Source organism: Trinickia sp., assembly GCF_036503415.1.
Lineage (GTDB): Bacteria > Pseudomonadota > Gammaproteobacteria > Burkholderiales > Burkholderiaceae > Trinickia.
In genome coordinates this window covers 79,094-97,968 of the sequence record NZ_DASXWY010000007.1, presented here as the reverse complement: position 1 = coordinate 97,968, position 18,875 = coordinate 79,094, and the positions used below count along the sequence as shown (strand labels likewise).

General features: G+C 63.8%; 14 protein-coding genes. 4 read left to right on the top strand and 10 right to left on the bottom strand.

Annotated elements, in window-relative coordinates; all coding sequences use genetic code 11:
• Window positions 1-388: 388 nt before the first annotated feature.
• A complete protein-coding gene (locus VGL01_RS01410; protein ID WP_331566581.1) occupies window positions 389-2,608 on the top strand; it encodes a hypothetical protein in 2,220 nt (739 codons plus the stop codon).
• Here the strand turns inward: VGL01_RS01410 and VGL01_RS01405 are convergent.
• Window positions 2,586-3,872 (bottom strand): MFS transporter, encoded by a 1,287-nt coding sequence (locus VGL01_RS01405; RefSeq protein WP_331566323.1) that lies wholly within the window; start codon window positions 3,870-3,872, stop codon window positions 2,586-2,588. The genes VGL01_RS01410 and VGL01_RS01405 overlap by 23 nt on opposite strands.
• A gap of 129 nt (window positions 3,873-4,001) precedes the next feature.
• Between VGL01_RS01405 and VGL01_RS01400 the strand changes: the two genes are divergently transcribed.
• Window positions 4,002-4,919, top strand: a complete 918-nt coding sequence (locus VGL01_RS01400) for a LysR substrate-binding domain-containing protein (RefSeq protein WP_331566321.1) — start codon at window positions 4,002-4,004, stop codon at window positions 4,917-4,919.
• 55 nt (window positions 4,920-4,974) lie between these two features.
• On the opposite strand, the gene VGL01_RS01395 is transcribed toward VGL01_RS01400, so the two are convergent.
• From VGL01_RS01395 to VGL01_RS01380, 4 genes are all read right to left on the bottom strand, one after another.
• A complete protein-coding gene (locus VGL01_RS01395; RefSeq protein ID WP_331566319.1) occupies window positions 4,975-5,187 on the bottom strand; it encodes a DUF1059 domain-containing protein in 213 nt (70 codons plus the stop codon).
• A 179-nt stretch (window positions 5,188-5,366) separates the two neighbouring features.
• Window positions 5,367-6,764 (bottom strand): MFS transporter, encoded by a 1,398-nt coding sequence (locus VGL01_RS01390; protein WP_331566317.1) that lies wholly within the window; start codon window positions 6,762-6,764, stop codon window positions 5,367-5,369.
• Window positions 6,765-6,911: 147 nt separating this feature from the next.
• Complete coding sequence (locus tag VGL01_RS01385; RefSeq protein ID WP_331566315.1) at window positions 6,912-8,702, bottom strand: S53 family peptidase; 1,791 nt, start codon at window positions 8,700-8,702, stop codon at window positions 6,912-6,914.
• Window positions 8,703-9,068: 366 nt separating this feature from the next.
• Complete coding sequence (locus VGL01_RS01380) at window positions 9,069-9,986, bottom strand: hypothetical protein (protein ID WP_331566313.1); 918 nt, start codon at window positions 9,984-9,986, stop codon at window positions 9,069-9,071.
• A 125-nt stretch (window positions 9,987-10,111) separates the two neighbouring features.
• Between VGL01_RS01380 and VGL01_RS01375 the strand changes: the two genes are divergently transcribed.
• Window positions 10,112-12,367, top strand: a complete 2,256-nt coding sequence (locus tag VGL01_RS01375) for a hypothetical protein (protein WP_331566311.1) — start codon at window positions 10,112-10,114, stop codon at window positions 12,365-12,367.
• A 32-nt stretch (window positions 12,368-12,399) separates the two neighbouring features.
• Here the strand turns inward: VGL01_RS01375 and VGL01_RS01370 are convergent, their stop codons facing one another.
• Entirely contained in the window at window positions 12,400-14,085 is a 1,686-nt protein-coding gene (locus VGL01_RS01370) for a S10 family peptidase (RefSeq protein WP_331566309.1), read from the bottom strand.
• 136 nt (window positions 14,086-14,221) lie between these two features.
• Between VGL01_RS01370 and VGL01_RS01365 the strand changes: the two genes are divergently transcribed.
• A complete protein-coding gene (locus VGL01_RS01365) occupies window positions 14,222-15,292 on the top strand; it encodes an AI-2E family transporter (protein ID WP_331566307.1) in 1,071 nt (356 codons plus the stop codon).
• Between the two features lie 147 nt (window positions 15,293-15,439).
• Here VGL01_RS01365 and VGL01_RS01360 read toward each other — a convergent pair whose 3' ends face one another.
• The 4 genes from VGL01_RS01360 to ltaE all read right to left on the bottom strand — a co-directional run bounded on the left by VGL01_RS01360 (window position 15,440) and on the right by ltaE (window position 18,868).
• Window positions 15,440-15,892: a carboxymuconolactone decarboxylase family protein gene (locus VGL01_RS01360; RefSeq protein WP_331566305.1), complete on the bottom strand. Its 453-nt coding sequence runs from the start codon at window positions 15,890-15,892 to the stop codon at window positions 15,440-15,442.
• Between the two features lie 129 nt (window positions 15,893-16,021).
• On the bottom strand, window positions 16,022-16,909 hold the full coding sequence (locus tag VGL01_RS01355; RefSeq protein WP_331566303.1) for an RNA polymerase sigma-70 factor: 888 nt from the start codon (window positions 16,907-16,909) through the stop codon (window positions 16,022-16,024).
• Window positions 16,910-17,044: 135 nt separating this feature from the next.
• Complete coding sequence (locus tag VGL01_RS01350; protein ID WP_331566301.1) at window positions 17,045-17,815, bottom strand: arylamine N-acetyltransferase family protein; 771 nt, start codon at window positions 17,813-17,815, stop codon at window positions 17,045-17,047.
• Between the two features lie 18 nt (window positions 17,816-17,833).
• Entirely contained in the window at window positions 17,834-18,868 is a 1,035-nt protein-coding gene (ltaE, locus tag VGL01_RS01345; RefSeq protein WP_331566299.1) for a low-specificity L-threonine aldolase, read from the bottom strand.
• Between the last annotated feature and the right edge of the window lie 7 nt (window positions 18,869-18,875).

Here is an 18,875-nt window from a genome sequence, read left to right as displayed (position 1 = left end):
CTTTCCTCGTGCGCCCGGCGTTGCGTCGGGCGCTTCGCCCGCTCCGTCCACCGCTTCGCGCCGCGCTCCGGCGCCTCCCTGCCTTCGCTCCCACTCGAATCGGTAAAAATACCCAAATCTGTCGGTAATGTCGGACTAGTCCTACGGCAGTTCGGTATATCCTACGCGACTCTCCGTCCTGCGCCGATTGTTACGTCAGTTACATTAAGTAACAATCACGCTCATAACAAAGGGTGACTGCCCTCTGTTGCAAGGATTACCGGCTCGCGTCCGCTTCACACCCGCACGATCCCCGGATTCAACGCAACGGCAGATCGATAAGAGCGCAAACGTTTGGCACTCCTAACTAAAAACGGGGCGCCATTTCGCGGGGAAGACCATGCAAGAAATGATTCGCGAGGCGCGGCCCTCGCGCGGGGATGCTTTTGTCAAAACAGTGCGGCGCGTCTGCGTTCCACTGGCGATACTTTCGGCGCTCGTGCCGGTGGCCGCCTCGGCGCAGACCGCGCTGAGCTATACCACTTCCTGGATCGGCAACACGTTCGGCTATGGCGATGGCAAATGGGTCCAGCTCGATGTCGAAGCGATGGCGGTCGGCACCGACGGAACCGTTTATACCGATGCGCCGTGGGACGAGAGCGGCAGTGAGATCAGTGCCTACAAGGCCGGTACGAAGGTGGCCTATGCCGGGCAGACGCACGGTTGGGGCAATGGGGGCGGCGACGCCGTCGCCGTCAACGGTACTTATCTTTATGCGGCAGCGTCGATCGGCAACCAGAACGGGACGCTCGTCGGCAGCGGTTATCCGTCGAGCGGGTCGCAATGGTTCGGCATTACGCGCCGCACGCTTTCGAATATCGCGCAGGGCGCACCGTTCGCAAGCGGCGTCGGCAACCTGGCCAATCCCGCCAAGAACAGCTTTCTCATTCTGAATACCGTAGCGAACGGCACCGACGCCGGCATTCGCGGCCTGGCCGCGACCAGCGCCGCGCTCTACGTAGCGAATACCTACAAGAACCAGATTCAGGTGTTCGATGCGAACACGATGGCGCCCGTGCGCTCATGGAGCGTGCCGTCGCCGGGCAATATCCTCATCGATACCGATGGATCGCTCTGGGTCATCCAGGGGCTCGCGACGAATCGCACGGTGAATCACTACTCGTCGACCGGCGGTGCGTTGGGCGCCGTGACGTTGCCGACCGGTACGGTGCCAGTCGGTCTCGCCTTGTCGCCGTCGAACCAGATATTGATTGCCGATGGCGGCGCGTCGCAGCAGATCCTCGTCTATGGCAAGACATCGACGGGCGGCCTGCAGGCGGTGACGGGGATCGGTACGCGCTACGGCATTTTTGCGTCGACGCCGGGTGCGCCGGGCGACTGGCGCCTGAATGGCGTCACGGGCATCGGCTTCGATGCGAACGGCAACCTTTATGTTGCGCAGAACGGATTCGGTCCGCGCACGCTGGGCTCGACGCAAAACGGCGAGGGCACGGTGCTCGAAAGCTACAACTGGTGGACCAAGGCGCTGAACTGGCGTCTGCAGGGTCTGCTTTTCGTCGATGGCGCCGCGATCGATCCGGCTTCGCCGAACGACGTGTTCAGCGGCTCGAAGCATTTCAAGCTCAACTATGCGGCCAGCGCGGGGCAGGAATGGTCTTATGCGGGTTTCACGCTCAACCGGTTCCGTTATCCCGACGACCCCGCGTTTCATACGACGCGCGGTGTGCGCGGCGAGCCGCTCGTGCGCCGCATCAACGGCGTGCGCTATCTGTATACGCAAGATATGTATTCGCATTACCTGAGCGTCTATCGATTCGATGCCGCGACGAGCGGCGAGGTGGCGATTCCTTCGGGATTGTTGTCGCAGAATCCGATTCCGGGTGGTTGGCCGGCAGGCCAGCCGACCTACGGCGAATGGATGTGGCGCGATCAAAACGGCGACGCAACCGTGCAGGCGAGCGAAATCCAGACGAACCCGGCAACGGGCAACAGCGTCTACAACGGCTACTGGTGGGTCGACGATGCGGCCAACGTGTGGCTCGCGACGGGGGGCAGCGGAATTCGCGAGATGCCGCTGCAAGGTGTCGATTCCGTCGGCAATCCGATCTACAGCTACAGCACCGCGAAGACGTTCCCGATGCCGCAGCCGTTCACGAGGATCTCCCGCATCGTCTACGACTCCTCGAGCGATACGATGTACATCTCGGGCTACACGAGCACGGCGCCCTACGACTCGGCGAATTGGAAATCGATCGGCCGGGTGCTGGCCCGCTACAACAACTGGAGTTCGGGTTCGCCGCAACTGCAATATGTGATCGCCCTTGCTTACAGCCCGACGCTGAGCCCGCCTGTGATCCCCGTCAGTCTCGCGCATGCCGGCAACTATGTATTCGTCGCGGAGGATACGACGGCGAAACTCGATGTCTACGATGCACGCACGGGCCAGCAAGTCGGCTCGCTGGCGCCGGGTGCAACGGTGGGCGGCATCAGCGGCTGGATCGACACCGAAATGGGTATCAGCGCCGCCGTGCTTTCGACCGGCGAGTACATCATCCTCGCCGAGGAAGACGCTCGTGCCAAGGTACTCATGTACCGGTGGAAGCCTTGATTGCGGCGCGCAAGCCCGTGGTGGGCCGCGGAAACAGCGTGTAGACCGAAAGGGCGACGATGCCGGCAACGAGCCAGACGATCGTCCATGACGTCCCCGACAGCAGGTGCGCGATGACGAGCGGTGTGACGAACAGGCCCGCATAGACGACCGTGTTCGCCATGCCGAGCGCCGTTCCGGCACGCGTCGCGCCGGCCAGCGTCGCGAGCTCGGTATAGGCCACGCCGTGCCAGGCCGACACGCAGATTCCGGCCGCCACGAGCAGCATCACGAGCATGCCGACCGGGACATCATGGCCTGCGCCGGTGGCGGCCGCGAGGATTGCGAACGATGCAGCCGCCACGAGCGTCGAGCCGCGCAGATAAGCACGCCGATTGCCGTGGCGGTCGGTATGGCGCCCGCTCCAGACGCGCATAACCATTGCGCCGAGCTGAACGGCGGCCATCGTTACACTGATGCCCGCTGTACCCAGTCGACCGAAGTCGTGCAGGAACACGCTGCCGAACGTGATGACCGCGAATTGCGGCGCGCACAGAATGCCGATGGCGAGCGCCACACGCCAGATCTGCCAATCGGCGAGCGGACCTAGCGTCGATGTCGGCGCCGGTGCCGACGAACTGCCCGCATCGTCCATCGGGGGGCGATGCAGCCAGCGCCACGTAAGCACCGCGGCCATCGCGCACATCAGCGCGAGCGTACCGTACACGGCGGCAAAGCCGTACGAGGAAGCCAACCACGGCAGCAGCGATGCGCCGATTCCGCCGCCGAGCGGCACGGCCGTCTGGCGGATGCTCATGGCCAATCCGCGCTCGCGCTCGCCGAACCATCTCATGACGGCCCGACCGCTCGAGCCGTTCACGCTGCCGCCGAAGACGCCCACGATGCACATGCCGACCGCGATCAACGCGAGCGGGGGAACCGAGGTACCGGAAGGCACGCCGGCGAGCAGCAGCATAAAAAGAGCGAGGGCGAATCCGGCCAAGCCGATGAGCAGCACAGGCCGGTCGCCGAAGCGATCGGTTGCGACGCCCCACGGCAACTCCGAAACGGCGAGCCCCAATCCGATCGAGCCCAGTACGAGACCGAGGCCGGCGTTATCGAGGTGATAATCGGTCCGCATCCACACGCCCGTCGTCGGGATGCCGGCCGCTGCCGCGGAGAAGGCTGCGTTGGCCACGACGCCCGCCGCCAGAACTTTCCATCGATGCGAGGCGCCGAAGGTTTTCGGCTTCCGTGCTGCATGGCCCATCCAGTGCAGGTTCATTCCAATGGCTCCCAATCGTTCGACATTCGATGTTTGACGGGCGCAGTGTCGCACTCTATGATCGTCCCGAAAATCGCAAAATTTTGAAGCCGTAGTTCGAAAAACCAGGACGATCGAGCGAGAGCCGCCATGAGTCATATCAACTTCGATGTCGCCATGCTCCGCAGCTTCATCATCGGCATGGACCTCGGCAGTTTCGCCAAGGCAGCCGAGCGCGTGGGGCGATCGACCTCGGCGGTCAGCGCGCAGATTCGCAAGCTCGAGGAGCAGACCGGCACACCGCTCTTTCTCAAAGCGGGGCGCGGCCTTGCGCTGACCGAGGCCGGAGAGGTTTTCCTGCGTTACGCCCGGCGGCTCGTCGAGCTCAACGACGAAGCTCTCGCCGCTACGCGCGGGACCGACTTGCAAGGGTGGGTGCGCTTGGGGCTTCAGGAGGATTTCGGCGAGACTTTGCTGCCGGCCGTGCTCGGCCGTTTCGCGCGCGCGCATCCGAAAGTGCGCATCGAGGCGCGCGTGGCGCGCAATACCGATTTGCTCGCCCGGCTCGACGCCGGAGAGCTCGACCTCGCCCTCGTCTGGGACGACAGCGATCTGTCCGCCCAGGCTCGGCGAGTGACCGGCAGGTGCGTCGAAGTCGCGAAGCCCGCGGTGCAATGGATCGCGTCCGATGCGTTGCAATGGACGGCCGAGCGCGGCGAGCCGCTGCCGCTCGTGCTGTTCGACGGTCCGTGCACGATCTGCGGGATGGCCACCGCGGCACTCGATCGTGCCGGAATCGCATGGCGCGTCGCGCTGACGAGTCCGAGCCTTGCCGGACTATGGGCGGCCACGGCGGCGGGGCTCGGCGTCACGATGCGTACGCACTATGGCTTGCCCCAGGGATTGCGGCCGCTCGACGCCGATGCATGCGGGTTGCCGCGCCTGCCAGCCTTGTCGCTCGTGCTCGTGCGGGCGTCCAAGGCGTCGAGCGCGCCGGTCGAGCAGCTTGCTTCGATCATGTTCGATGCTGTGCGCGGTTACGTCAGCCCGCTCGCCATTGCGGCGTGATGCGGGCCGAACATCGTTGGTAACAGCGGGCTTCGAGGGGGCATCCGAAAGCGGCTCACGCGCGCTGGGGTGCAGTGGCGGGCGGCGTGCCTTCGTGGAAGAGGCTGACGAGTTGCGCCCGCAGCTCAGGGGAGTCGACATGGTGATGGATTGCAACGGCGTGCTGCACGGCGGCTTCGACCAGCTCTTCATCGGAGTCCGCCGCCAATGCGACGGTACAGTTCATCTCGCTTGGAAACTCACGGCAATCGATATATTTACGCGTCATGGCATTGCTCCTTGTGCGAGTGTGCGTGGGGAGGGCGGTGTGCGCCATCGCTGGCGCCCGCCGGTTCGAGCGGCCGGCCTTTCTTCAGTGTTTTGAAGGGAATATGAAAGCTTGCGCTCGGCCTCTATGTGATAGGCCTTGCCGCGGCAAACTGGAAGAACGTAAACCCGGAGCGGCGCTCAGCCGCGCGAGCCGCGCGCGATTTCGTCGCCCGCGTTGGGCTCCAGACGGCGTGTGATCGGAATCGAGCCGAACGAGAAAAGACCGACGACGAGGAATGCCGGCCAGAAGTCCGACCACGTCGCGTGGGGATGGCCGTGCGCCGAGCGTGCAATCTGCACGACGATGCCGCCGATCGTCACGCCGAGACCGAGCGACATTTGCTGGACGACGCTGCCGAGGCTCGTCGCTCGCCCGACGTCGCGGCTCGCAATATCGGCATAAATCATCGAATTGAGGCTCGTGAATTGCAGCGCGGGGAAAAACCCGCCGAACAGCACGATGATCCAGATGAGCCAGACGGGCGTGCCCGGAAAGAACGAGCCATACGCGGCGATCGCAACGCCTGCAAAGACTGCGTTATACATGAGCACGGTGCGAAAGCCGAACGTTCGCAGTACGAACGAAGTCAGCGAGCGCATGAACATGCTGCCGAACGCCGATGCGCAGGTGATGAGGCCCGATTCGAAGGCGGACATGCCGAGCCCTTCTTGCAGCGCGAGCGGCAGCAGAAACGGCACCGCACCGAGCCCGATGCGGAACATCGAACCGCCGAGCACGCTGGCGCGGTAGGTCGGAATCCTCAGGAAGCTCAGATCGAGCACGGGTCGGGCGGCGCGTTGCGCGTACAACACATAAAAGGCGAGCAGCAGCACACCCGTCAGGCACATTTCGTAAGCGGTCCGGTCTTCGATCAGTTCGGCGCCGATGAACGACATGCCGAGCAGCAGCAAGGAAGCGCCAATGGCCGAGAGCAGGAAGCCGAACCAATCGAGCGGGCCCGGATGCGGTTCGTGCGTGTTGGCGATGTGGCGGTTCGTGAGATAGATGCCGAGTATGCCGATCGGCACATTGATGAAGAAAATGAGGCGCCAGTGCAAATACGTGGTGATGAAACCGCCGAGCAGCGGCGCCGCGGCCGGCGCAAACATTGCCGGCAGGCTCAGGTAGTTCATCGCGCGCACGAATTCGCTTTTCGGCACCGAGCGGAAAATGATGATGCGCCCGACCGGCACCATCATCGCGCCACCGATACCCTGTAAAAAGCGTGCAAGCGTGAAGAGGGGCAGCGAACGCGAGGCGGCGCACAGCAGCGAGCCCGCAATGAAAACGCCGATGGCAGTCCGAAACACGGTGCGCGCGCCGAAGCGGTCCGCAAGCCAGCCGCATATCGGGATGAACACGCCCAGACCCACGACGTAGCTCGTGATCGCCACTTTCAGCGCCACTGGGTCGGTTCCGAAATCGCGTGCCATCGAGGGCAGCGCCGTGACGATGATGTTGGCATCCGCGCTTTCCATGAACAGCGCACAGGCAACGATCAAAGGCGAGATGAATGCTTGGATGGCAAGCGGCATGAAAAAGCGGCGTTGCGGCGGCGGGCACAAAGCACGAATTATGCGCCGAGTTTGCCGCATGCGCGCGCAACCGCGCACCCCAACATCAAAATATCGGTTGCGCGCGCAACGAGCTCAATGCCGAGCCATGGGCCCGATGTGGTTGGGCTACCGTGCGAAAGGATGCCGCTCGATGTAGGCGGCAAGGCGGGCCATGTCGAAACTGCCCCAGCCGGTCGGGTAGTCCCAACCGCTGCCTGCGACATAGCCGTTGCCGTTATACCCATTGTTGCCCGCGGTGACATCGTGCACGAGCGATGGCGTCGCGCCGACCGAGGCATAGATGCTCGACGCCGGGAAGCCGAGCCCGTTGTCGCGAGCCGATTGCAGCCGCGCCCAGAATCCGACGAAGAGCGGCGACGAGAGACTCGTTCCCCCGACCTGCATGACCTCGCCGCCGACGCGGATCAACGCTCCCGTGCTTTGCGCGGCATCGAACGCGATGTCCGGCACGGCGCGGTTCGTGGGTCGGGGGCTGACGGCCAGCGAGCGCTGCCACGATGGCGCTGGCAGATAGGCGCTCAAGCCGCCGGTCGATGCCCAGAGCTTGCCGTTCTGATCGAGGCCTTCGTTCCAGACCGTCTCGCTCGCGTAGCCGCCGTTGCCGCCGGTGAAGAGCGTCGTGCCGCCGACGGCGATGACGTGAGGCGACGAGGCCGGCCATGACAGCGAATAGGTGCTGCCGTCCGGGTATCCGCGGTTGTTGCATTCGTAGGCACCTTCGTCGCCCGACGAGACGGAGAAAGTCTGGCCCTGCGCCACGGCGGCCGTGAAGATCTGTTCTTCGGTTGCGAGCGTTCCGTCCGCGTTGGCATCGGCTTCGCACCAACCCAGCGAGACATTGATGACTTTCGCCTGGTTGTCCGTGACGGCCTGGTTGAACGCCTGCGTGAGGCCGGCGTTGCCGGCGTCGAGATCGGCTTCGTAAAAGACGAGCCCGCCGAGCGCACCGCCGGCCGCGCCGACGATGCTCTGGCTGTCGAGGTCCCATTCGACCTGGCCGTCCGGATCGTCCGCGTAATTGCCGTCCGGGTTGCCTGACCGGACGGCCGAGACGTTCACCGGGGGCAGATTGTTGGCGCTCGTGAACTGGCTCAGATCGGATGCGGCTTGATTGGCACCGCCGATCGTGATGATGCCCACGGTGGTGTTTTCAGCGCTTGGCAGCATCGCCGCGTTGTAAATGCCGGGGAATTCGAGCGGATCGTGACCGATCGCCGTGCCGCCGCCGGCATTGGCTGGCGGCGTGCGCGGGCCAATGCGCGCCATCGTGTGTGCGCGTGTGATGTTTTGCAGGCCGAGCACGGCCATGACCGATTCGCCGAGGGCTTGCGGCACCTGCGCCGCCGCGGCATTGGCATACGCCGCCCGCCCGTTTCGGCGAAAGTGCACGAGCGGGGTACGGAATGCGGTTTTCACGGTGCCTGCGGTGCCGTCGGCGGAAATCAGCATGCGGTTTTTCGACACCTGGATGTTGATGAATCCGTTTTGCCGCAAATGGGCGACCACGCGCTCTATTTGCCGGGGCGTCGGAGCGAAGCGCTCGAGGAACGTCTCGGGTGTCAGGAACTTGTGATAGTTGGGATCGGCGGGACGGGTGACCGCGGCGGCCAGGTCGCGCAACTGTCCGAAGTCCCGCGCTTTCATGGCCACGACGATGTGTGCGGCCTCGCCCGCCTTCGCTTCCCGCGTGGGCTCGACGGCGAAAGTGCGCAGTTGGCGCGGGTTGAGAAAGCCGCGTGTGGCGGTGGCAACCCATTGGGGGTTCTCGTGCAAGGCGGCGGTGCGCGCAGCGGGATTCGCATCGGGCGCTGCCTCGACAACGGCCGCCGTCGCCTCGACCGACACTGACGCGGCGGCAAGTGCCGCTCCGAGGCACAACGGCGATATCGACCGCATTAATTTTGCTCTCGATTTCAATTCGACCTCCTAAGGGATTGCGCTTTGCCAGGAAAAAGCCGGCATTCGTTTCAAGCTGCTCGATCGATTCTGATGAGCGCATCCAACGTAAGAGACAAAAGGTTTGCCGTACAGCTGTCAGATGTGTGAGGGAGCGTCCTGCGCGCCGCGCAGAGGGCTATGGGGACTGCGGCGACCGTATCTTATCGATAAACGCGTATGCGAATTTCGTCGTTTTTATCGCCGATATGAACCGTATATCCGATTTGAATCGCCGTTCCAGTGATCGGGAATATCGCTTGATACATGCTAAACCCGTGTTCTGAATATCGAGTGCTTAGCGTTGGCGAGCCGAGGGCGGCCATGCTACCGATATGAGGCCGCATTGCCGATCGCGGGTGCGCTCGTCATTCCCCGCGTTCCAACCTGCTCGCTCGGACTGGCTGGCGACCGTCCCGATTCCAATTCCGCCTTGGCGTGCGTACGCGCCATCAACGTCAACACGTTGACGAACTGATCGCGGGCCTCGCGCAGAAACTCACTGGTCAACCGCATGGTCCTGCGCGACTCGTCGTGCGAGAGCGCGCCGCGCGCTTCCGCGCCATTGAGCACGTTGCGCACGTGCGACTTCGACAGTCCCAGCATGTTGGCCACAGCCGCGCCGCTGATCGCGAGGTCCAACGCCTCGTCAACCGGCGTGCGCGCGGCGAGACACGCCTGATAGTGCGCGCGCAGCAGCGCATAGGCAATGCGTTGCCCGCATTCGTGATCCTCGAACCATTGCCACTGCGTAAAGCGCTTGCCTGCTTCGGCCACGCCGTCGATGACGATGATCGATGCCCTGACGAAGCGCTCGAAGTATGCGTTGTCTTCATCCAGCCGGTTCGCGCATTCGGCCGGCATGATGCCGATGGCATGCGCGAGTTCGAGATGATGCCGCAGCCAAGTCCTCAGTCCCTCGACGACCCGCGGGCCGGGGACGAGGAACTTCTGCCTCCGGTCCGTCGGGTCCGGCTCGACCGACACGAGTCGTGCCACCTTCGCGATGCCGATGAAAGCGGCCAGGGTGCGACCGCTGCCCGTTTGCGCCTGCAAGGTGGCCAGGGTGGGACGCGGCCCCACGCCGGCTTTCCAGTCGAAATGCGCAATGACGAGTCGTCCCATGGCGTGGGACTGGAACACGCGCGCAAAGATCTTGTTGATCAGCCGCTCGCCCACGAACAGTTCGAGCACATGCTCGGTATGGCGCAGCACGGCGCGGGCATAACGATCGTCGTCGATCATGAGGTCCTCAGGTTTTCATGAGCGTAGCGCAATAGATGCAAAGTTTGGACTTGTTGCGCGCTTGCCCGTCGTCCGATCATTGACACGCTTCAACCCACAACGAAATCACTGACGAGGGGCCAGCCATGTCAAGCCATGACGTTACCGACGCACCTGCCGATACCGACGATCTCGGCGCACCGTATAGACCGGTTCGTTTTCGCATTCGCTCTGCACTCGCGGGGGGCCGTCCAGTGGGCACCCGCTTTTTCGACAGCGCTGAACATTGGTCCGTCGTCGACGGCATGTCGCTGCCGATGGCGGATGGCTCATTCGCCGATGCCGCCACCTATGAATTCAAATTGAGCAACGGTGCCAAACTCAAGTTCGGGCAGATTCTCGCATTGGCCGGCGACTTCTACGCCATTCCCACCAAGCCGATTTCGGACCAATCCGACACGGAGCGCGCATTCAAGGATGCGTTCGATACCCTCGACCATGGCGACACCGGCGAGATCGGCCGGATTCTCGCCATCATGCAGGAAGAGTTCCAGGCGTTGACAGAAGCGATTCTGTCGGGCGATCCGGCCCACGTCGCCTACGAAAAGTTCGGCGATAAATGGAATGCCCAATACAACCAGGCGACGGGCGGCTCCGGCAAATCGAACTACTACCAGTCCATCGGCGACTGGGGCCGCTTTATGTGGCTGGTCTCCTACAACTGGGATCATTTCGGCGAGCATGCCCGTGTCGTCTATTCCGCAGGGCTCTCGCTCGCGATGAAGACGGCGGCCGAAGGCCACGGCCAGTCCGGTCCCGCTGCCAACACGGCGCTGTTGCGAGCTTACGTGTACCTCGCTTTCGCGTGCCACTATCTGACCGACAGCTATTCCGCCGGTCATCTGCGTACGCCGCGCCGGCATATGCATGATTTCAACGCGGCGCATACTTCGACCGTTCACTTCGCGCCCGATGCATGCTCGAACCTGATGCACAACGAGGACAGCTATAACGGCCTTTGGGTGCGCAACGAGGCGGGCGACCACTGGATCGCCTTTGGCGACGGCCGGTACTTCGACGAAGCCAACCGGGCGAACCGAAACGTCATGCGCGCGGCCCTGCGTGAAGCGATTCGCGACGTCTACGAGGCATTCAAGCGCGGCGCATTGCCGGCCAGCGCCCGGTCGCACCGCTTGCTCCCAGATTTGCCGCTCAGCGCCGATGACAAGAACAATTACTCGCCGCTCTTCACCGTCGTGAAACCGGGGGAGATGGCTTATCGGCGGGAATTTCCGACCGACCCCAAGGCCTACCGATGGCTGAAAGTGGGCGACGGTTATCGGCGCTGGGTGGGTACATTGCTCGACTTTCACAGCATCTTCAAAATCGCGATGCGAGGCGCGCCGCCGAAAACTGGAGAAAGCAGCGGCCCGAACGTGCACGACCGCGATGACGTGGCCGCCTGGCTCGCGCAGGGAGGCCTGCTGCAATCGCAAGGCGTTCCATTACTGACCGACGCGACGCCGTCGTTGCTGGAACACGGCGGCCGACTGTGGGTCTGCGTGAAGCAGGGCAGCCAGTTGCTCGTCGGGACTCATACCGGTCAGTGGAGCGAGTTCGAGCCGATCGGTGTTGCCGATGCGTCGACGGGCGGTTGTCTCGTCGCTCATCAAGGCGTGCTCAACTGCTTTTATGCCGATACGGGCGGAGCAATTCAATGGTTGCAGCATCGAGATGGCGCATGGTCGTCCCAGGGGCCGGTGACCGCGCAGGGACAGGTTGCGCTGACCGATGCGATGCCGGCCTCGGTTTCGCTCGCGCTCAGCAATCAGTTATGGCTGGTCTGGAAAGCACGCGGCGATAGTTTGCTTCACCGCGCCTGGCGTCAGGGACCGGACTCGCACTGGTCGCCGTTCGACAACATGTACGGTGTGGGGCAACCTCCCTACGCCGCGCGAACCGACGATCAACCGGTTGCGGTGTACACGCCCGGCCAGGCGTACTTCTACTACCGGTCGCACAACGGCTATTCGTTGTACTGGCTGACACTCGTGGACTATACCGACGGCGCGCTGTCGACTTTCGGCAATCAACCCGTCGCAACGGCCGATGGGTGGCAGCCCACGACTACCGGTGCGGTGGCGGCGGCCTCGGCGGGCGCAGCGAACCGCTCGCTGATGGTCTTTCCCGCGCACTCGGACGGGCGCCTTTCTTCCGTGGCCCAGTATCAGGGCAAGCAGTCGAATGTTCCGCAATTCCTGGTCGACAGCGTCGTCACTTCGGACGGCCATCCTCTAAGGAGTCGCTTCACGCCTGCGCTGACGCACTTCGCCGGCAAATATTGGCTGCTCACCGTCGACCCCGATTCGCGGCAAGTCATGCTGGCTTTTGGCTTGCAATAGACAACGCAAGGAAAAATGCCCGCCGGTGCCGGTCATCGGCGGGCATCGCGCCTTGTCGCGGTATCGTAAAAACGCGCCAGGTCTCGTTTGAGCTCGTGCAGCGCCGCATCGTCGAGGTAGATCATGTGGCCGCTCGCATAGTGCGTAATTTCTATGTGCGAGCGCAGCGAGGGCTCCAGGCCCAGATGGGCCAGGTCGTATTCGGTCGAGAAAAAGGGCGTCGCGAGATCGAAGTAGCCGTTGGCGGACAGCACGCGCAAGCCGGGATCCTGTCGCATCGCTTCGGCGAGGTCGCCCGCGGCATAGGGCACTTGGAGCGTTTCGCCCCACCACATGCGATGTTTCGAGTTCCAGGCGCTGAGTACCTTGCTGTTGAAGACCAGGTAGGGGAGCGGCGACTGGTAGTCGAGGTCGCGCGCGAGGTGCTCGTGGAAAGCCGCATCGAACGCGCTCACAATGTATTTTTCCGATGGATCGAAGTCAGGCGAATCCAATGTCGAATCCGCTTCGATTCCCTTGAAACGCCCATCGTAGCGGCCGACGCTGCGCGCCTCGTCGCGCAACAGTACCTGGCGGAACTGAGATGGCCGTACACGCAGGTGGGCGGCGATCACATATTGCACGTCGAGTCCGGTGTAGTGCGCGAGCTGCGCCGCGACGGCATCGCGTTCGCTGTCAGGCAGTGCGTCTCCCTTGGCCAGTGCCGCCGAATAGGGCCCCGCCGCGAATGCGCGCACCTCGTCGAGAAATGCGGGCAGATCGGCGGCGCCCGTATCGCGGATTTTGCCGTGGTACCACGCGACGGCTGCATACGATGGCAGATAGCGCACACTGGCGAGATCGTAACCGGGCGCATGCACGTTCGCATTCAGCACCGACGAAAGCAGTACGACGCCGTTGACTGCGATTTGATGCTGGCCCAGACGGTAGGCGAGCATGGCGGCCCGCGTCGCGCCGTACGATTCGCCCATTAGAAATTTGGGCGAGTTCCACCGCTGGTTGACGGTCAAATACCGGTCGATAAAGCGGACGAACGCGTCGAGATCGCCGTCGACGCCATAAAACTCCTTGCCGCTTCCGTGGCCGATCGGGCGCGAGAAACCCGTCCCCACCGCATCGATGAACACGAGATCGCTCTTGTCGAGCAGGGAATCGGGATTGTCGGCGAGCGGGTAGGGCGCGGCCGGCGTGGGCGCCGGGCTTTGCGTATGCACCCGTTTCGGCCCGAGCGAGCCGATGAGCAGAAAGATGCTGCTCGCGCCCGGGCCGCCGTTGAAGAGAAACGTCACCGGTCGATGTGCGGCGTTGCCGCCGCGCGCCGTGTAGGCGACATAGAACATGCTGGCGTCAGGCTCGCCTTTTGCATCGCGTATCAGCAGCGTGCCCGCGGTTGCGCGATAAGCGATCCGGTGGCCGTCGATGCCGATCGTGTGCTCCGTGACCTTCGATGTTTCGTTCGGCGCCGGCAATGCGGTCGATGCCGCCACGGCGGCGGAGGCCCCGGAAGCGGTCGACACGGCCGCTGCCGGCGCCGCATGCGCACTGACGGGCGTGTCGGGCGGAGCGGCCTCGTCGTCGGCCGCGTGCGCGAGCGGACTAGCGAGGCAAAGCGCCGTCGACAGGCAGGCAAGGATGGCGCTCACCGGGCGCGCATGGCGGCTCGGAAACGCGGTGCGCAGGGCCGGGCGATGCGGTAGGCCAATGCAGCGAGGACGCATGGAGACTCCCGACAAAAAGTGGGTCCCGTCGGGCGTCGCGCTCGTAGGCAAACGCTGACGGAGTCAATGCAGCATAGATCGTGGAATCGATCCTATAACATGTGGTCCCATCGTCCCCCAGATGCGAGCGTTTCCGATGTCATCCAATCATCCTCTCCTTTCCCCGATGCGCGACACCCGCAAGGCGCAGCGGATCGCATGGCTCGTGCTCAACGTAGTGCTCATCGGGCTTGCGCTCTGGGTGATACGCGATTTCATCGGGCCTGTCGTCTGGGCTGCTGTCGTCACCATCGCCCTGTGGCCGCTGCTGTTGCGGATATCCGGTCCGCAGCACGAGCCGCGCAAGGCCAGCGCGATCGCGCTGTTGCTGACGATCGCCGTCGGCTTGTTCGTCGTCGTGCCGGTGGTTGTCGTCTTTGCCCAGACCGTGAGCGAGATGCATGACCTTGCCGCATGGTTCAAGGACGCCATCGCCAACGGCATTCCCGTGCCAGCCCTTCTGTCGAAGCTGCCGTTCGGTAGCCAGGTCGCCGACTGGTGGAGCGCCAATCTCGCTCGCCCGTTGATCGGCTCGCCGGCCATGGAGCAGTTGCACGGCACGGCGACGGTCGTCACGGTCGGCCGGCACGTCGGCTTTCTCGCGCTGCGCGGCATCGTGCACCTGGGCTTCATGCTGCTGGTGTTGTTCGTTCTTTTGAGGACCGGCCCCCAGCTCGCCGATCAGTCGGTCAGGGCGGTGCGGCGTCTTTTCGGCATGGCGGGCGCGCGCCTTGCCGTGCGGATGGCCGCGGCGGTCCGCGGTACGGTGACGGGACTCGTCGTCGTGGGCTTCGGCGAAGGTGCCTTGATCGGCATCGCTTACGTACTCGCCGGTTTGCCGCACGCCGCTGCGCTGAGCCTTTTGACGGCCATCGCCGCGATGTTGCCGTTTTGCGCGCCGATCGTCTTTTGCGTTGCCGCGCTGTGGCTTTTCTCGCATGGTTCGGCGACGGGCGCGTTCGCCGTGCTGGCGACGGGCGCCGTCGTCGTATTCGTGGCCGAGCACTTCGTGCGCCCGGTGATGATCGGCAATACGGCGCGATTACCGTTTTTACTCGTGCTGTTCGGAATTCTCGGTGGCGCGCAGACTTTCGGGCTCGTCGGCCTCTTCATCGGCCCCGCATTGATGACTGCGCTTGCTGTGGTGTGGCGCGATTCGGCGCAATAGGGCGGGGCGTCGCGACGCACACGGCGGGCTCCGGCACGGCCGGCGCGCCCGTGCCTGTCCCAGCGCGCATTTTCTTTTCGGCCGCCCAAAAGAGATCCGCGATCGCTCAGGCGGCACGCCAGAAAACGCGAAGCGTCCGCCCTTCGGTCAGACCGTTTGCGGCACTGGAACGCGCAAGCTCACGTTGAGGCGATTCCATGCGTTGATGGCTGCGATCACGAATCCGAGCTCCGCGATTTCCTCGTCGCTGAAGTGCTCGCGCAACCTCGCGAAGGCTTCGTCGCTTGCATCGCTCGTCGCGATCGTGGTGACGATTTCCGCCCACTCGAACGCGGCACGCTCGCGTGCGTCGAAGAACGGTGCCTCGCGCCAGCCCGCTACGGCGTTCAGGTGACGCGGCTCGACGCCGAGCTCGATCAGATCGCGCCAATGCATGTCGATGCAAAATGCGCAACCGTTGATCTGCGAGACCCGCAGGAATACGAGATCGATGAGCCGTTGGCCCAGCAGGTCGCGCCGCAAGCCGGTCGAGAGCTGATACAGGGTCTGAAATGCCTTCGGTGCAAGTTTGCGGTAGTCGATACGAGGTGAAGCGGTCATGACGTTACCCTTTTCGATGAAAGCGGAGTGCCGCACCGTGCGGCCTCCATACCTTCAAGACGGTAGCGCCCGCGCGTTTGTGACAGTGCGATTCGCCCGCTTGCTCGCCCAACGAGCCGCTCCGGGCGGTCATCGCTGGAGCGGGGGAATGTGGGCAAGCTTGTCGGGGTTGCGCACGAGATACGCCGCGACGATCCGCTCGCCGTCGACGACGAACGTCTGTGCCGATTCGAGCTGGCCGTCGACATAACGTAAAAGGCCTGCCTCGCCGTTGATGCGTGCCATGCGATAGACGATTTGCGGGTAGCGCCGGTAGGTCGCCCAATAAAGATTGGCGATGCGATAGGCACCGCGCAAAATCTTGAGCGTCGACGGCACCTTGCCGCCGCCATCCCCGATGAGCTCGACATCGTCCGCGAGCAGCGCCTGGATGGCATTGCGATCTCCGGTTTCCGCGGCTTTCTTGAACTTCGCCACGACGCGCCGGTGCGCTTCTTCGGAGACATCGAACCTCACACGCTGTTGCCGGACCCGTTCCACCGCACGATGCACCATCTGCCGGCAGGCCGTTTCGCTCTTGCCGAGCAGCGCGGCGATCTCTTCGTAGTCCTGATCGAATGCCTGACGCAACAAGAACGCGGCCCGCTCTTCGGGAGCGAGTCGCTCGAGCACCCAGAGCAGGGCGACAGAAAGCTCGCTTGCGAGCTCCGCAGCCGTTTCCGGCGTGCGCTCGTCGATTTCGACCAGCGGTTCAGGTAGCCAGGATCCCACGTAATGATCGCGTTCAGCCTTGGCGGCTCGCAGCCGGTCGATGGCCAGGCGCGTGACGATCGTGACGAGCCAGGCCTCGGGTGACTGGATTACGGCGCGATCCGTCTGATGCCAGCGCAACCAGGCGTCCTGAAGTACGTCGTCCGCGTCGGCACGTGTACCCAGCATGCGGTAGGCAATGGCGAAAAGACGCGGACGCAACGCGTCGAACGGATCGGGGGCTGAACTGAGATGTGGCGTATCCATGCTGATGAGCGGCGTTGCCGCCGGTGACGACGAGGGGACACTCTCAAGACGAGGGCGGCCCCGGTTTTGTGACAGCTGGGCCGCTCCACCCGTCCGCCGTCCGCGTCATCCGCGCGTTCCGTGTCGTCCGTGCCGCTAACGTGGCGCGATGATCCCGAATTCACTGAGCAAGACGGCATCGCGTTCGTGCGGCGCAACGCTGCGTGACTCCATTTGGCCCCGTGCGATGATCTTGAACGTATTGTCGAGGAGAATTATGCGCCCTTCGTCCGTCTGCCGGACGGCAACCAGGTGCTGGACGAAGATCGAATCGGGATGCTTCGAATTCAGAAAATTGGCCGGCACGAAGTCCACCCATTCCTGGGGAGAAAGATCGAACTCGTATTGATCGGCCCATTTCCCTTCCACGACGGTTCGTAACAGATACCGATCGTCGCCGATTTTCTCGAGCCGATAGGTATCGAAGTCCTGCACGACGTCAGTGTCGGGGCGATCGAGCGATAGGGGCGCACGGATACCGTGGCTGCCGAAGCCGAGGTCGAAAAGCCACCGCTCGCCCTCGAACGTGAGAATGAGCGCCATATGCGTCTTCGGCCGGCGGCTCGCATAGGTGCGCGGACGAGCGCCCACCATACGATAGGGCACGCCAAGCGCCTGCACCGCCATGGCGAACAGCCCGTTGACCTCATAGCAGTAGCCGCCTCGCCCGTTGTCGAGAATCTTCTCGACGATGTCTTCAGGCACGAGCGAGACGACCTTGCCCGCCTGCACGTCGAGGTTTTCGAACGGCACAGCGCGCAGCTGGTGCCGCATGATTGCCGTCAGTGTTTGCCGATCGGTCGCTTCCGGACCCCGGTAGCCGATCCGCTCGAAGTACGCGCGCAAGGAAAAATTCGTGGCTTCCATGATCCGCTGCCTGCTCAATCAGGTCTGCATCGAAAAGAATTCCGTCGCGACGGCGAGCGCATGCTCGACCGCTTCGCGATCCACATCGAGATGGGTCACCCAACGCTGGCGCGTCGCGCCATATGCGGACGTGATGCCGATGCCGTGATCGGCGAGATACGCGGCGAATGCGCTTGCGTACCGCGGCGCGATCTCGACGAATACGATGTTCGTATCGGGCTCGGCAACCGTCACGCCGGGCAGCTTGCCCAGCTCCAGCGCCAGCGTTTTCGCGTTCGCGTGATCGGCGGCCAGCCGGTCGACGTTATGCTCGAGCGCGTAAAGGCCCGCGGCGGCCAGAATGCCGACTTGTCTTAGGCCGCCGCCCAACATCTTGCGCAGGCGGCGCGCCTTCGCGATCAGCGCGGCGGAGCCGACGAGCACCGACCCAACAGGGGCACCGAGCCCTTTCGACAGGCAGACCGAGACGGTATCGAACGGTCGCGCAAGCCTGGCGACCGGTTCGCCGAGCGCGACGGCCGCATTGAACACGCGCGCCCCGTCGAGGTGGCAGGCGAGCCCGTGGCGGCGCGCCAAGGCCGCCGCTTCTTCCATATAGGCGATCGGCAATACCTTACCGCCGATGGTGTTCTCGAGAGCCAGAAGCCGCGAGCGGGCGAAGTGCGGATCGTCGGGCTTGATCGCGGCTTCGATGTCGGCCAGACGCAGCGTGCCGTCGGCCTGATTTTCGATCGGTTGAGGCTGGATGCTGCCCAGCACCGCCGCGCCGCCCGCTTCCCAGCGGTAGCAGTGAGCCTGCTGCCCGACGAGATACTCGTCGCCGCGTTCGCAATGCGCCATCAGCGCGATGAGGTTCGATTGCGTTCCCGACGGAACGAAAAGCGCGGCTTCCTTGCCGAGCCGCCCGGCGAGTTCCGCTTCGAGGCGCTTGACGGTGGGGTCGTCGCCGAATACGTCGTCGCCGACGAGGGCTTCCGCCATCGCGGCGCGCATGCCCGCGTCGGGCCGGGTCACGGTGTCGCTGCGAAAATCGTACTGCGGTACTGCGGTCATCGTTTGT